The following is a 14370-nucleotide window of genomic DNA, read 5'->3' as shown; positions in this document are numbered from 1 at the left end:
AAACTTGTAGACAAAATTTGAGGAGCTGTTTTGGATGGAGTTTGCCACCCGTGCTATTCATGTGGGGCAAGAGCCGGAAGAGACAACCGGTGCCGTTATCCCTCCCATCTACCCCACGACGATCTACGCTTTCGAGGAGCCTGGCGTAAGCCGAGCCGGCTATGAGTATATCCGTTATGGTAACCCCACGCGTCATGCCTTAGAGGTCTGTTTGGCCTCCCTCGAAGAGGCCCCGATCGAATGCCCCGCCCTTTGCTTTAGTTCCGGCATGGCCGCCATAGACGCAGCCTTTCGCCTGCTACGTCCCAACGATCGGCTTCTGCTAGCACGCGACGTGTATGGAGGAACTACGCACCTCGCCGAGACCATTTTGCGCCCCAACGGCGTTACCATAGAGTACGCCGATGCCTCAAATACAGAGCTATTTATCGAGGCCATCACTCCAGACACCTGTATGGTCTGGCTGGAAACCCCTGCCAACCCCCTTCTGCAACTCACCGATATCGCCGCCGTGGTGCAAGCGGCACACGATGTGGGTGCCCTCGTCGCCGTAGATAACACCTTCGCCACCCCCTACCTCCAAAACCCGCTTGCGCTCGGAGCCGACATCGTGATGCACTCCTCCACCAAGTACCTTGGAGGCCACTCCGATACGCTGGGTGGTGCGCTCGTTCTGCGCGACCCCGCCTTGCGCGCCCGCCTATGGGAAATCCAAAAAGTCACCGGCGCCGTGGCCTCCCCTTTTGACTGCTGGCTAACCCTGCGCGGCATTCGCACGCTGGCCGTACGCATGCGAACCCACTGCGAAAATGCCCTGCGCATAGCTCAATTTCTTATGGGCCATCCGCGAGTCCGCACCGTCTACTACCCCGGACTAACAGACCCCAACCAGCGCTCTTTGGTGCAGAAACAGATGCGTGGTATGGGGGGCGGCATGGTGTCGGTAGAGCTAGAGGTGGCCGATGCCGAAAAGCTGCTAAAAAGCACCACGCTTTTCACTTTGGCGGGCAGCCTTGGCGGTGTTGAGAGCATCATCAGCTACCCGGCAAAGATGTCACACGCCGCCCTGCCCGCGGAGGAGCGCCGAGCACGAGGCATCGGCGATGGCTTGGTGCGCCTTTCCGTTGGCCTGGAGAATGTGGAAGACCTAATCGCCGATCTAGAGCAAGCCCTCGGGTAAATCTCTCGTCAGGAGCGCCTATGTCCGAGTTCACCTTAAGACCCATGCGTCGAGAAGAGTGGAGTGAGGTCGCCGAGCTAATCTACGTCTCCACGAACTTTTGGTACCAAACGCACGGGCGTCCGCCCATCTTCACAGGGCCGCCGGAGAGCACTCAGGCCTTTTGCCAAATCTATGAAGCCCTCGATCCCGGATGTTGCCTTGTGGCAGTAAGTCATGCCACCGAGCGCATCGCCGGCTCCTGTTTCTACCACCCCAGAGAGACCCATGTCTCCTTAGGGATTATGAACGCCCATCCTAACTATTTCCACCAAGGAGTGGCAAGGCGGCTTCTCCAGGCGATTATAACCATTGCTGAAGAGGCCAATAAACCGCTTCGACTGGTCTCTAGCGCCATCAACCTCGACTCCTTCTCCCTCTACAACCGTGTCGGCTTCGTTCCCCGAACGGTCTATCAAGATATGCTGATCACCGTGCCGCCCGAAGGCATCTCCTATACGTTGCCAAAAGGCCACCGCATACGCCCCGCGACCCTTGAGGATGCCAGTGCCATCGCCGACCTAGAACGAGAGATCGCCGGTATTCGGCGCGAGAAGGACTACCGCTACTTTATAGAGAATAACGATGGCTTCTGGCACGTTTCCGTGTTAGAGACCGAACAAGGCACCGTTGACGGGTTCATGACATCCGTTGCAGCACCGGCAAGCAATATGTTGGGCCCGGGGGTGGCACGCACACAAGAGCAGGCTGCGGCGCTTATTGCAGCGGAGCTGAACCAACATCGAGGGCGCAGCCCTGTGGTGCTCGTCCCCTCTCAGGCCGCGACGCTTGTTCATACGCTGTACGGCTGGGGTGCGCGCAACTGTGAGCTGCACTTTGCCCAAGTGCGAGGCCCGTGGCAAGAGCCTAAAGGCCTTCTCTTCCCCACCTTCCTTCCCGAGACGGGGTAGAATTTGAGTACACTCTATTTTGTTGGAGTAACCTATGCGAATGCAGAAGAAAATAACCCTAAAAGAGGACGGAAGATACCTGATCTACTACCACTTTCCAGACACGGCCACACCGGAAGAGACGGAGGCCTTCGAGGCTGTGAAAGAGACAGAGGAGTCTATCGAACCGGAAACGGAGGAGGAGCGCAAAGCCCGTGTCTGAACTGCGCTGGAACCCTACTTTGGAGGAGTGGGTCGTAACGGCCACCCATCGTCAAGACCGCACCTTCTTTCCGCCTCCCGACTACAACCCGCTTGCCCCTACCAAACCGGGGGGCTTTCCCACCGAGATACCGGCGCCGACCTACGAGATCGTGGTCTTTGAAAATAAGTTTCCCTCTTTTCGCCGAACACCCCCCGAGCCCTCTGTGCCCTCAACACCGCTCGAACCGGTGAGGCCGGCAGAGGGAATCTGCGAAGTCGTCTGTTACACCCCCCATGCCGACAAAGAGCTGGCTCAGCTCTCGGTAACCAGGGTAGAAGAGCTTATTTGGGTTTGGGCCGATCGTTTTGCTGCGCTTGGCGCACGTGAGTTCGTTCAATATGTATTCATCTTTGAGAATAAAGGGCGCGAAATCGGGGTCACTCTCTCCCATCCGCACGGCCAAATCTACGCCTATCCTTTCATCCCCCCCATCCCACAGCGAGAGTTAAACGCCGCCAAAAAGCATTTTGAACGCACCGGCAGAAACCTTTACGACGACATCCTTCAAGCCGAGCTAGAAGATGGAAGGCGCATCGTGGCCGCAAACCGCTCCTTTGTGGCCTTCGTGCCCTTCTATGCGCGTTACCCTTATGAGGTGCATGTGGTAGCGCGCCCACCCCATACCGCCATTACCGATCTCGATGGCTCCGAGCGTGCCGATCTTGCACGCCTTCTTAAGGTGGTGATGGAGAAATACAACAACCTTTGGCCGTCGAAGCCCTCACTCCCCTATATCATGGTGATGCATCAACGTCCAACCGATGGGGGCACCTATAACTACTATCGGTTCCACATCGAGTTCTATCCGCCCTACCGTACACCGGACAAACTAAAATATCTGGCCGGTTCGGAGGCAGGGGCAGGTGTTTTCATTAACGACACCCATGCAGAAGACACAGGTCGTACCCTACGCGACACCCCGCCCCACCTGCTAGAGGAGTGACACGAGCTTGTGCGTCTGAGGAATAACGCGTACCTCGTTGAGGCGCACGGCCGCACGAGATTGCAGCTCTAGCAGACGCACCGGAGAGACACTCACCGGCTCATACCCGCAGGGCGTAACCGGCTGAAGGATAAGCGGAATGGAGGCATCCACCGATTCGATCAGCTCTATTGCGCGATCTAGCTCATCGTCGCCGGTACGTGGTGTGACAACCAGTTTGGTGTAGACATTGGTGCAACGCGCCACCTCCAAAAATCGGCGGTGCGTTGGCCACGTCTTCTCCGGCTTTAGACCGGTGGCCGAGGGGGCTTTGATGTCCATAGATACATAATCTAATAGAGCCACAATTCGCTGAAGATGCTCCGGTAGCAGGCCGTTCGTTTCCAAAAAGGTTCTCAGGCCTAGCGCCCTCACGGTTGGCAGCCAGGCTTCCAAGAAACGCACCTGCAAAAGCGGTTCCCCTCCGGTGATGGCCACCGAATGATGGGGCGTCTGAAGAAAACGCTCCAGCACTTGGGTAAGCTGTTCCGCTCCAACAGGATTGGGAAGTTTTTCAAAACGTCCTGTACCTGCCGGCCACTCAATGCGGCAAACCGTTGGCAGCGGGCTTTCTTTCAGCGTTTCCGGGCTGTCGCAATAGGTACAGCGCAGGTTGCACCCGTATGTGCGAACAAATATTTGCCGATAGCCCACCAAAACGCCTTCCCCCTGCACCGAAGAGAAAACCTCTACAAGGCGCGCCTTAGGCTGGCGTGGCGCCTCATTGAGGGGGAGGGCGTCGGCCTTGAGGGGAAGGGCGTCGGCCTTGAGATGTGTCACCGCACAGTTATTCACCGAGTCGCTCATCCCGGCCACCCCCGAACAATGGCATCGGTCATGCGCACCACACGCACCATCGCCTTCACATCATGCACGCGCACCACATGCGCCCCACCGGCAATGGCTAACGCCACCGTGGCCGCCGTCCCCTCCAGGCGTTCTTCTGGCGGTAGACCTCCAAGCACCTTTCCGATAAACGACTTTCGAGAGGTGCCCACGAGCAGAGGGTAGCCTAGCTGTAGCAGTTCCGGCAAACGACGCAGCAGCTCCAGGTTTTGAGCGGGTGTTTTGCCGAACCCGATGCCGGGGTCAATGAGGATTCTGTTAGGCGCGATCCCGGCCGTTTCCGCGCTTTTCACCCGTTCACGCAGGTGCTCAACAACTTCATGCACCACATCTTCATAATGAGGTGCGGACGGAAGGGCTGTAGGTAGCCCAGGCATGTGCATGAGGCATACCCAAGCGTCGAATCGTTGTGCCACCGAGGCCATCTGTGCATCGGCACGCAGCGCGCTGATGTCGTTGATCAAAACGACGCCTCGCTCCAAAGCAGCTTGGGCCACCTCCGCTTTGTAGGTATCTACCGATAGGGGCATATCCGGCAGATGCACACGCAGCGCCTCGACAACAGGGAGAATGCGTCGCAACTCCTCTTCGGCGGGCAAAGGGCGATTGGAAGCAAAGGTAGCAGGCCGTGTGGATTCGCCCCCGATGTCGAGAATATCGGCACCCGCATTGGTCATCTCGATAGCATGCTCCACCGCCTTCTCTAGGGCAAAGTAGCGCCCACCGTCCGAAAACGAGTCGGGGGTTACGTTCAACACGCCCATCACTAACGTACGGGCGCCGCGACGTGCCGAATCCATACATGCCGCCCAGCGTTTTCGCGCGCTCATCGTTTTGAACCCTTCAAAGTGCTCGCCACCATTTCTCTTTAAAGAGAGTATACGCGAAGGAAGTAGAAAAATGCGAGGTGCTGCGCCATGAGGGAGCTTTTCGCTTCTCTGGCTGCATTCGGGTAGACTAAAAGGGAATCAATATCTAAGGAGATAGTTTGCGTGATAGCTCCCGCTCGACGCTTGGAGAAGATACCACCCTACCTTTTTGGGGAGATCGCCGCCTTAAAACGAAAAGCCCTCGCGGAAGGGCGCGACCTCATTGACCTCGGCATCGGTGACCCCGATCAGCCCACGCCGGTACCGATCATCGAAGCCCTTAAACAGGCTGCACACGACCCTACCACCCATCGCTACGACGAAACTCCCGCGGGATGGACCCCTTTCCTGCAGGCTGTGGCTACCTGGATGCGCCGCCGTTTCGGAGTGGAGATTGACCCCGACAAAGAGGCCCTTCTGCTGATAGGGAGCAAGGAGGGTTTAGCGCATTTGGCCTGGGCTTATCTCGACCCCGGCGATCTCGCGCTTTGTCCCGACCCGGCCTATCCGGTGCCGAGAGTCAATACCCTCTTGGCCGGTGCCGAGGCCTATGCTCTCCCCCTGTTAGAAGAGAACCACTTTTTGCCGGATTTAGAGGCTATTCCTTCCGATGTGGCAAAACGCGCCAAGATTCTTTGGCTTAACTACCCCAACAACCCCACATCGGCGGTGGCTTCGCTCGAATTTTTCCGTAAGGCCGTGGACTTTGCCAAACAGTATGAACTGCTGCTGGTAAACGATGCTGCTTACGTGGATGTTTACTATGAATCGCCTCCCCCTTCCGTATTGCAGGTGGAAGGTGCCAAAGAGGTGGCCATCGAGCTACACTCCCTCTCCAAAATGTACAACATGACGGGCTGGCGAATCGGCTTTGCGGTGGGGAACCCCGATGCTGTCGGCCTACTGAACAAGTTGAAATCGAACCTCGATAGTAAGCAGTTTCCGGCCATCTCGTTGGCTGCAGCACACGCCCTGCTTCATGTAGACAACACCCCCACGCTGAACCTGTATAAAAAGCGACGTGATATCCTTTGCGATGGATTGAATGCCCTGGGCTGGCGCGTCCGTAAGCCTGAGGCCACCATCTACGTGTGGGCGCGTGTGCCGGAAGGGTTCACCAGCGCGGAGTTTGCGCGCTTCCTTCTTCAGGAAGCTAGCGTGAACGTTATCCCAGGAACCGGTTATGGGCAGCACGGTGAGGGCTATGTGCGTATGTCGCTTACCGTGCTCGGAGATCGCGAGGGAGAGCGCCTAAGAGAGGCGGTGGAACGCATTGGCCGCGTGCTAGGCCACAAAAATCGCAGCTAAGCCTTGAGGAGGAGACGATGCAGTGCCGCTTTCAACCTCTTCTGATACTAGCTCTGTTGCTTGTGGGAGCGACCGGCGGTTGTTCGGCCCACTCCGGCAGCGCTCCTAAAGCGCCCAATGCCTCGGCACCGACAGCCGGTTCCGTACGAACCGTCTCTTTTCATACAACGGATGGCTGGACGATCGTGGGCGATCTCTACCAACCCAAAGGGCCTTCGCAGGGTGCTGTTATTCTGCTACACCAACGGGGAGGGCAGGCTTCCGACTGGGAGCCGCTCTCCGAAGCCCTTCAAAAAGCGGGCTACGTGGCTTTGGCCATCGATCAACGTGGGGCAGGGCGCTCTACACAAGGGCCGGGGCCGACCGGTGCGGATGCCCCGTGGGATACTTCCGGCGACATCGCAGCCGCCATCGCTTTTCTAAAGGGGAAAGGCCCCATCGGGTTGGCCGGCGCTTCCTACGGAGCCAATAACGCCCTCATCTATGCCGCCTCTCACCCCCAACAGGTAAAAGCGCTTGTCCTGCTCTCGCCAGGTGCCAACTACCATGGGCTAGATGCCCTTACGCCGGCCCGGCGCTGCCACACACCCACCCTCATTCTGCACGATCAGGGCGATTCCATCGCCGACAATGGGCCACAACAGATCAACGAGTTACTGCCCGGTACAAACCATTTGCTGAAGGTGCTTCCCGGTTCTGAGCACGGAACCGCCTTGCTTAACGAAGACGACACCATCGCCATCATCCTCGATTTCTACAAGAATCATTTGGCCTCGCCCAACGGAGCCAAAGGAAAGAGATAAGTGCTATGGGGCTTCTCCTTCTACAGTTACTGCTCGCAGCGGTTATGGCAATGGTGAGTCTGCCGTTTCTTTTGCGCCGTCTCGCCTATAAACAACTTTACACCGGGCAGTTTCAAAAAGCCTTAAACCTGGCGCGCCGGTTTTACGCCGTTAGCTCCTTCTCCACAAAGCTGAGGGCAGAGGCAGCCCTAATGATGGCAAAAATCTACCACTATCTCTATATGTTCGACTGTGCCGCACCTTATGTGGACGAGTCCTACGCTTACTACGAACGCGCAAACCCTAAGCCGCCTTTCATCTCCGAAGCACCGGCGGTGAAGATCATGCAACTGCTCTACGAGCGCCGGTATGAGGAAGCCATCTCCCTCGTTGAACAAGGGATAAAGTCGTGTCAGAATGTACAAGAAGAGCTAACCATGCTGGCAGTGGCTTCGCAGGTCTACTTTGCCGTAGGCAACCTCGCCAAAGCGGAAGAACTCTTGGACAAGATCATCCGATTGGGACGCACCCCCCTCGCATCGCTGCTCGTCGTTGGTCTGGAATCGGTCTATCGCTATGCCCTTATGATGAAAAGTTTGTGCCGCTATTTCCAAAACGATCTGAAGCAATCAACGGAACTGGCTCAGGAAGCGTGGGAGAAGCTACGCGTGGAAGTTCCTCGGCCCGAACCGGCCATTTTACGCGCGAAAGCGCAAGCACTTCGTTGTTGGACTTGCCGTCGCCGTTTTGACGTCGCTCAGGTTTACGAGCGAGAGATAGGCAAGAAACTGTCCCTTCTTGAGGGTTCCTATCGCTCCTTTGTTTTGCGTGCGCTTGCCCTCAAGGCGCTTCTGCAAGGGGATTTTGATCGCGCCCGCAGCCTTGCAGAACACTCCATCGTCCTTAACTTGGATCCGGATGACTATGCCGATGCCCTGATCATCCAGGCGGGCGCCTTCGCCGCACGGGCTAACTATGCTCGTACGGCCTCGCTTTGCCACCAGATTCTCGACCTGCAGACAAACGCCTTCTACAAAGAACAGGCGGAGAAACTGCTGCGTCTTATCGCTGAGGCCGAAATGGAAGGCCGCTCCGACCCCATTTTGCCCGATATATGGTGTTTCCCTGAATGGGCCTCCGGCGAGAGAACCGACGACGTAGATGTTTCTGACAATGCAGAAGATTTATTTTGAAGAAGAGCCATAAACGATGTTATCTCTGGCCTACCAGGCGCTGGTCGCCCTGCTGTTGCTCGCATTCTGGGGGCTAAGCCGGCGCAACCTGAGGGATTATGCAAGGCCTCCCTCTTACTCCCTACCTAGTCCTACCGCTCTTTACATCCTGCTACCCGCCCGCAATGAAGCCGAGCAGATAGCGGCGTGTCTTGAGGGCCTGCTCGCCCAATGCTGGCCGCATTTCACGCTTTGTGTGCTCGACGACGGCTCGGAGGACGATACGTCAGCCATCGTGGGCGCCTATGCCCAACGCGACGCTCGTGTAAAACTGCTTACCGGCAGGCCTTTGCCCGGCGGTTGGGCAGGCAAAGTGTGGGCTTGCCATCAGCTTTCGGAACACGCTTTGGCGAAGGGGGCAGAGTGGCTGCTCTTCCTCGATGCCGATACCCGAGCTGCGCCGGAGCTCGTGGGCACTCTGCTCGCCTATGCGCAGCAGCATCAGGCCGGCATGGTCTCGACCTTTCCTCGCCAGGAGGCCGGCTCCTTTTGGGAGTTGGTTGCAGTGCCCATGATTCATTTTCTCGTGCTTACTTTTCTACCCATTCGGTCGGTATGGGAGAACCCGCGCCCCCAATTTGCTGCCGCCTGCGGGCAGGTGGAGCTGTTTTCGGCAGAGGCCTACCGTGCTTGTGGGGGACATGCCGCCATTGCCCATTCGTTTCACGATGGGTTACAGCTGGCGCGGCGCGTGAAAGCGGCCGGGTATACCGTTCGCCTATGCGATGCCAGCCATCTTATCTCATGTCGCATGTACGAGGGTGGCCGCGCTCTGTGGAGGGGGTTCACCCGTAACGCCTACGAGGGCGTAGGCAGCTTGCCTGCTTTGCTCATCATGACGGGTCTGCAGCTTAGCCTCTTCTTGCTGCCCTTCCTCTTCCTCCTAGATGCGGTCGCCCAGGCGATGACGAAACGTATCTTCCCTCTATGGGGGTGGCTCGTTTGTCTTCAGGTGGCGCTTATTCTGTCTCTTCGTTGGATGCAAGCAACTCGGTTTGGCCATAGAAAAGCTGTTTGGCTACATCCGCTTTCCATTTTGCTGCTGGTTGCGGTGCAGTGGGCCTCATGGTGGCGGCATCTACATGGCATCCCCACGCAGTGGCGCGGTAGAGTCTACGAGCCTTAAAGGTAAGTCTTCACTTGTTTCAAGGCGTAAGATACAAAACAAGATATGCTCTGCAGCCATTAGGTTATCCTAATCATACTGAAAGCGCATGAGGGCAAGCACAAAAAAGATGACACCAAAGCCGGCGAGGATGACCATGGGCATGGCCGCCTCGGAAAACGGAAGATGACGCAGGAGGAGATCGTTATAGGCATCCAAAGCCCAAGCGTGAGGGGTAATGTAGCTGACCTGTTGCACAAAACGAGGCAACAGCTCCCTGGGAATAAGACAGCCAGAGAGAAACCCCATGAGCAATAAGGCGAGCGTGGTAAGCCCCTGTATCTGCTCCTGCGTGCGTCCAATGGCCGCAATCAGCAGGCCAAGCCCTACGGCAGCAAACAGACAAAGGGCGATGATCAACACCTGGCCTAAAAACGCCGTGCCGATAGAGAAGTGCAACAAGGCCCTTCCAAGCTCCATCAACATCGCGACCTGAACAGCCCCTATCACAACCCGAGCGAACATTTTGCCCACCAGAATTTGACCGGGAGAGATGGGAGCACAGCGCATGCGACGCAAAGTGCCCTCCTGACGCTCCTGAATAAGCGTTACGGCCACACTGTTGGCCATAAAGAAGATGAAGTAGATAATCAGCCCCGGCATTACCCGATCGCCCGGGCTTGGCGCAGCAGCCCCCTTAATAGGTGCCTTGTCGTGCACCAATAAAGCCACCGGAGGTTGCTGACTTTGCCGCCCTAGCATCCTTTGGGCAAAGCTGCGGTAGAGGGGTGGAACCTTCTGCAGAACTGCACTCCGAATAAGAGGCGCCAAGGCGCGTTGAACAGCGCTCTCAATAGAGGCCTTTGTCAGCGGCTCGAATTGGGTTTGAGCGGGATCAATGTAGACGAGCAGTGGCACGGAGGGTGCATCCTGGCCCACAACCGCACGATCGGCCCACCCCTGCAGCAGCGCCGTGAAGGAGGAGGGGATAACAAGCCCAGCCGGATATTTGCCGGTAAGCACAGCCTCCCTGAGATGAGCGATGCTTTGCGTTGGAACCACCTGCATCCCCATCTGCTGTAATGCGGTGAGGAAAACTTTGGAGCTATTTCCCTCATCGTTATTCACCACCAGAAGCCGCAAGGAAATGCCCGATCTACCCTGCCTACCGGCTTTGGAGTAAACAAGTCCAAAGATCAATGCAAAGATGAGGGGCAGCCCAAAAATAAAGACCAAGGCCGTGCGGTCGCGAAAAAGGATGCGCAAGTCCTTGCGCATGACCCACCAGAAGGCAAAGGATGGGCCTCCAGACGGCAATAGCTTGAGAGGCATTGGGCGTACCCTTCCAATCTTCAGCGTACGCGCGTGCCGTTAGGAACGGGCCGATCGGGCTGAAGCAGCACCGCCCGCCCATCCACATCCGCAGCCAGCAACATGCCCTGCGACTCGATGCCGCGCATGCGTCGCGGCTGCAGGTTCGCCACAATCACCACCTGGCGCCCCACAAGCTCCTCCGGTTTATAGAACTCGGCGATGCCGGCCAGAATGGTGCGCACGTCCTCTTCGGAGAGCTGGACGGTAAGGCGAAGCAGTTTGGTGGTGTTGGGCACCGGCTCGGCAGCAAGCACCTCGCCCACCACCAGCTGCACGCGCTGAAACTCCTCAATGGAGATGTTCGGGGCACTTGTGGCGATCTCTTCAGGAGGCACAGGCGCGCCCGCCGGACGGGCTTGTGTTTCGGCATCTTCGGGAGGTGTCATTAGCGTTGCGATATCCTTTTCTGAGAGATTAAGGTTCTGAATGCGTGGAAAGAGCGGTTGGGGCGCCTTAACCTGCCAGGTGCTGCCTGCAGCCCCCCACTTCAGAGCTTGAGGGCCGGCGGCAGACGGCGGAGAAAGCCCCATCTGCGCCAGCAGCCGCTCCGATGCAACAGGCATAAACGGAGAGAGCAGCAGCGCACTCAAACGCGTGGCTTCTAGGCTGGTGCCAAGCACTGTGCGCAACTGGGCCGCGGCGGCAGCGTCGCCCGACTCGGCAGCCTTTGCCAGCGACCAAGGCGCTTTTTCATCCAAATATTTGTTCATGCGCCCTACCAGCCGAAACACGGCTTCGAGGGCCCCATTAAGGCGAAATTCGGCCATCGCCTTCTGATACTCTTCATGCACTGTTGCGGCAAGCGCACCGATCTCCGGGTCAAGCTGTACGTTCTCCATGAAGCCACCGGTATAGCGGTTCACCATATTTAAGGTGCGGTTTAGCAGGTTGCCCAGATCGTTGGCGAGATCGGTGTTGAAGCGCCGCAAAAAGCTTTCCACACTGAACTCGGTGTCAAGCCCGAAGTTCATCTCACGGCAAAGCAGGTAGCGCTGTGCGTCGGCGGCAAGGTCAAAATCTATGCCGGCGCGCTCCGCCAAAAAGCGGCTGAACGATGTGGGATGCGGCAACCCTCCGGTGGATTTTCCCGCCTTTTCCCCAGGCTTCAGCCCCGGAATAGTCCAGAAGCCGTGCGCATAAACCTGTTTAGGCAGCGGCAGACCTACGGCCATGAGCATGGCCGGCCAAAGGGTGGCGTGAAATCGCACGAAAATCTCTTTGCCCATGAAGTGCAGGTCTGCCGGCCAACGGGTCTGCCAGGCGGGGTCATCCGGCCAACCAATGCCGGAGAGATAGCTGATAAGGGCGTCGAACCAAACATAGATGACCTTGCTCTCATCCTCCGGGAAGGGAATGCCCCAACCTCGGTTGGCGCGCGTAATGCAGATGTCGCGTAGCCCCTCCTCGATGAAACGGATCACCTCGTTTCTGCGAAAGTCCGGCAGTAAGAATTCGGGGTGGGCGTGGATGTGTTCGAGGAGTTTATCGGCAAAAGCAGAGAGGCGAAAAAAGTAGTTCTCTTCCTTTACCCTTACAACCGGTTTCCCTGTCTCTTTGGCCACGCCGTTTTCCACATCGCTATCACGATAGAAGGTCTCATCGCTAACGCTGTACCAACCCTCATAAATGTCTTTGTAAACATAGCCTCTATCGCGCAGGCGTCGAAAGAACTCCTGCACGGCGCGGCGATGGCGAGGCTCGGTGGTGCGAATGAAGCCATCGGCTGCGATATGCAGCTCTTGCCAGCTCTTTTGAAAGGCAGCCGATAGGCGATCCACAAAGAGCATGGTGTCGGTGTTGGCCTTTTCGGCGGCCTCCTGAATTTTGGTACCGTTCTCATCGGTTCCCGTTAGAAGGAAAGCTGCCTGACCGCACAGTCGCCGATGGCGAGCAATGGCATCGCAGGCCACCGTCGTTAACGCCGTGCCGATATGAGGTTGACCGTTCACATAGTAGATGGGCGTGGTAACGTAGTAAGTCGTTTTCGCAGAAACCGTCATCGTGTTTCTAGCTCTCTTCCTCCTCCGTTGCGGAGTCCTCTCCTGAAGTCAGGGAGGCGATTCGGGCGCGTGCCTCTGCAGCTTGCTCGGCAGGCACGTAAAGCGCGAGGGGCACCAGGTCGGCTACGGAGGCGTGGAGCGCCCCCAGCACGGGGTTCACGCCATCAGAGGGAAGCAACACGGCAAAGCCTTCCGCTTCCAGCGTGGCGCGAAGGGCCAAGGCCTCCTCTATGTTCGCGGCCTCATAAACGGCCACGAACGCACTCTGTTGTTCTTCGGGTTGGTTCTCGGACATCTCTTTCCCTACAAATATCTTTTGGTAGCAATTAGCGATCTCGACAGCCGCACGCGGCCGGATTGAGGCTTCAACCCCCGCCGCCGGCGAACGCCGAAAGACCGGCGTTTTCGTTTGTCGCTGTCGGAGCCGTTACCGAAATGAGGCGCACGGTTCGCTTAGAGCCACAATGCTTGCATAGTACCTCCTCGCACGCATCGGCACGGCGCAGCACTTTAAAGTTTTCGTTGCAGTCCTTGCAGTGAAACTCGTAGATGGGCATCTGCTGCTCCTATAACAGGCAAATTTACTCTTCGGATGGGTTTTCCTCGGCAAGCTCCTCCCGCATGCGCTCGAGCTGGCAGCCACGGCATTCGGAGCACCGAGTCGTTTTTTCTATACGTAGTTCGGTGGCAGGGAACTCCATTTCGGCCCCGCTCTCTAGCAGTTGCACGATGGCCGTCTCTTTTAAAAGGTTCAGCTCTACCACCTTGCCCTGGCCGCGCGGCGACATCACCAGTTGCCCGATGGGCGGCAGGTGCTCGCGCGCCTCCACATAGGTCTCGTGTTCGTAGCGCAAGCAGCACATCAGTTTACCGCATATGCCGGAAAACTTAACCGGATTGAGGAAGAGGCTCTGGTCTTTTGCCATCTTCATGGAGATGGAGGCGAACTCCGTTAGAAACGTGGCACAACAGAGCGTTCTTCCGCAAGGGCCGATGCCCCCCAGCATCTTGGTCTCATCACGTGCTCCCACCTGATAGAGCATCACACGAACCTTCAGACGGGCCACAAGGTCACGCACCAGGTCACGAAAATCTACCCGCGTTTCTGAGGAGAAGTAGAAGGTAAGCTGCTCCCCATCGAAAGTGTACTCCGCATAGAGCGCCTTCATGGGAAGCTCACGCTGACGAATTCCCTCCTTAAAGATGGCCAAATCCGCTTGTGCCTTCTGTCGCAACTCGCGCTCACGCTGCAGGTCGGCCGCTTCGGCGCGGCGCAGAACACGCTGCAGCGGCGCCTGCAGCTCCTCCTCCGGCACTTCCTGAGGACCGATGCGCACAACGCCAAGCGCCAACCCGCGCGATGTCTCGACGATCACCTGATCGCCCTCTCTTAGCTCGATGCCATTGGCATCGAACCAATAGGATTTTGCTACTCTCTTAAAAGCAACTCCAACACAGTGGGGCATTTTACATGGTCCTTGAAATGGCTTGTCGCAAA

General features: G+C 57.3%; 15 protein-coding genes. 8 read left to right on the top strand and 7 right to left on the bottom strand.

Annotation, left to right across the window (positions count from 1 at the left end; translation table 11 throughout):
• Positions 1-34: 34 nt before the first annotated feature.
• Genes VKV29_RS15065 through galT form a run of 4 tightly spaced genes read left to right on the top strand, consistent with a single transcriptional unit; the run spans position 35 to position 3317 of the window.
• The gene (locus VKV29_RS15065; protein ID WP_324202143.1) at positions 35-1180 is read left to right on the top strand and encodes a PLP-dependent aspartate aminotransferase family protein; all 1146 of its coding nucleotides are present in this window, start codon (positions 35-37) and stop codon (positions 1178-1180) included.
• A gap of 20 nt (positions 1181-1200) precedes the next feature.
• Positions 1201-2130: a GNAT family N-acetyltransferase gene (locus VKV29_RS15060; RefSeq protein ID WP_324202142.1), complete on the top strand. Its 930-nt coding sequence runs from the start codon at positions 1201-1203 to the stop codon at positions 2128-2130.
• A gap of 40 nt (positions 2131-2170) precedes the next feature.
• The gene (locus VKV29_RS15055; RefSeq protein ID WP_324202141.1) at positions 2171-2332 is read left to right on the top strand and encodes a hypothetical protein; all 162 of its coding nucleotides are present in this window, start codon (positions 2171-2173) and stop codon (positions 2330-2332) included.
• Positions 2325-3317, top strand: a complete 993-nt coding sequence (gene galT / locus VKV29_RS15050; RefSeq protein WP_324202140.1) for a galactose-1-phosphate uridylyltransferase — start codon at positions 2325-2327, stop codon at positions 3315-3317. The genes VKV29_RS15055 and galT overlap by 8 nt, the downstream gene beginning before the upstream one ends.
• Here the strand turns inward: galT and VKV29_RS15045 are convergent.
• Both VKV29_RS15045 and folP read right to left on the bottom strand, forming a co-directional pair.
• Positions 3306-4163, bottom strand: coding sequence for a 7-carboxy-7-deazaguanine synthase QueE (locus VKV29_RS15045; RefSeq protein WP_324202139.1), 858 nt, complete (start codon positions 4161-4163; stop codon positions 3306-3308). The genes galT and VKV29_RS15045 overlap by 12 nt on opposite strands.
• Positions 4160-5032 carry a dihydropteroate synthase gene (gene folP / locus VKV29_RS15040; protein WP_324202138.1) on the bottom strand — a complete coding sequence of 291 codons (873 nt, stop codon included), beginning with the start codon at positions 5030-5032 and terminating at the stop codon, positions 4160-4162. Before folP ends, VKV29_RS15045 begins: the two co-directional genes overlap by 4 nt.
• A gap of 162 nt (positions 5033-5194) precedes the next feature.
• On the opposite strand from folP, the gene VKV29_RS15035 reads away from it, so the two are divergent.
• Genes VKV29_RS15035 through VKV29_RS15020 form a run of 4 tightly spaced genes read left to right on the top strand, consistent with a single transcriptional unit; the run spans position 5195 to position 9519 of the window.
• A complete protein-coding gene (locus tag VKV29_RS15035; protein WP_324202137.1) occupies positions 5195-6379 on the top strand; it encodes an LL-diaminopimelate aminotransferase in 1185 nt (394 codons plus the stop codon).
• A 17-nt stretch (positions 6380-6396) separates the two neighbouring features.
• The gene (locus tag VKV29_RS15030; protein ID WP_324202136.1) at positions 6397-7182 is read left to right on the top strand and encodes an alpha/beta hydrolase; all 786 of its coding nucleotides are present in this window, start codon (positions 6397-6399) and stop codon (positions 7180-7182) included.
• 5 nt (positions 7183-7187) lie between these two features.
• Entirely contained in the window at positions 7188-8354 is a 1167-nt protein-coding gene (locus tag VKV29_RS15025; RefSeq protein ID WP_324202135.1) for a hypothetical protein, read from the top strand.
• A 16-nt stretch (positions 8355-8370) separates the two neighbouring features.
• Positions 8371-9519, top strand: coding sequence for a glycosyltransferase family 2 protein (locus tag VKV29_RS15020; RefSeq protein WP_324202134.1), 1149 nt, complete (start codon positions 8371-8373; stop codon positions 9517-9519).
• Between the two features lie 69 nt (positions 9520-9588).
• Here the strand turns inward: VKV29_RS15020 and VKV29_RS15015 are convergent, their stop codons facing one another.
• The 5 genes from VKV29_RS15015 to VKV29_RS14995 all read right to left on the bottom strand — a co-directional run bounded on the left by VKV29_RS15015 (position 9589) and on the right by VKV29_RS14995 (position 14338).
• Positions 9589-10830, bottom strand: coding sequence for an ABC transporter permease (locus VKV29_RS15015; RefSeq protein WP_324202133.1), 1242 nt, complete (start codon positions 10828-10830; stop codon positions 9589-9591).
• A gap of 20 nt (positions 10831-10850) precedes the next feature.
• Positions 10851-12872, bottom strand: a complete 2022-nt coding sequence (gene metG, locus VKV29_RS15010) for a methionine--tRNA ligase (protein WP_324202132.1) — start codon at positions 12870-12872, stop codon at positions 10851-10853.
• A gap of 7 nt (positions 12873-12879) precedes the next feature.
• Positions 12880-13167: a hypothetical protein gene (locus tag VKV29_RS15005; RefSeq protein ID WP_324202131.1), complete on the bottom strand. Its 288-nt coding sequence runs from the start codon at positions 13165-13167 to the stop codon at positions 12880-12882.
• Between the two features lie 70 nt (positions 13168-13237).
• Positions 13238-13429 carry a zinc ribbon domain-containing protein gene (locus VKV29_RS15000; protein ID WP_324202130.1) on the bottom strand — a complete coding sequence of 64 codons (192 nt, stop codon included), beginning with the start codon at positions 13427-13429 and terminating at the stop codon, positions 13238-13240.
• Positions 13430-13453: 24 nt separating this feature from the next.
• Positions 13454-14338, bottom strand: a complete 885-nt coding sequence (locus VKV29_RS14995) for a regulatory iron-sulfur-containing complex subunit RicT (protein WP_324202129.1) — start codon at positions 14336-14338, stop codon at positions 13454-13456.
• Positions 14339-14370 lie beyond the last annotated feature (32 nt).

The organism is Chthonomonas sp., from assembly GCF_035294165.1.
GTDB lineage: Bacteria > Armatimonadota > Chthonomonadetes > Chthonomonadales > Chthonomonadaceae > Chthonomonas.
Note: the sequence above shows the minus strand (reverse complement) of the source record. Positions and strands in the feature narration are given on the sequence as shown.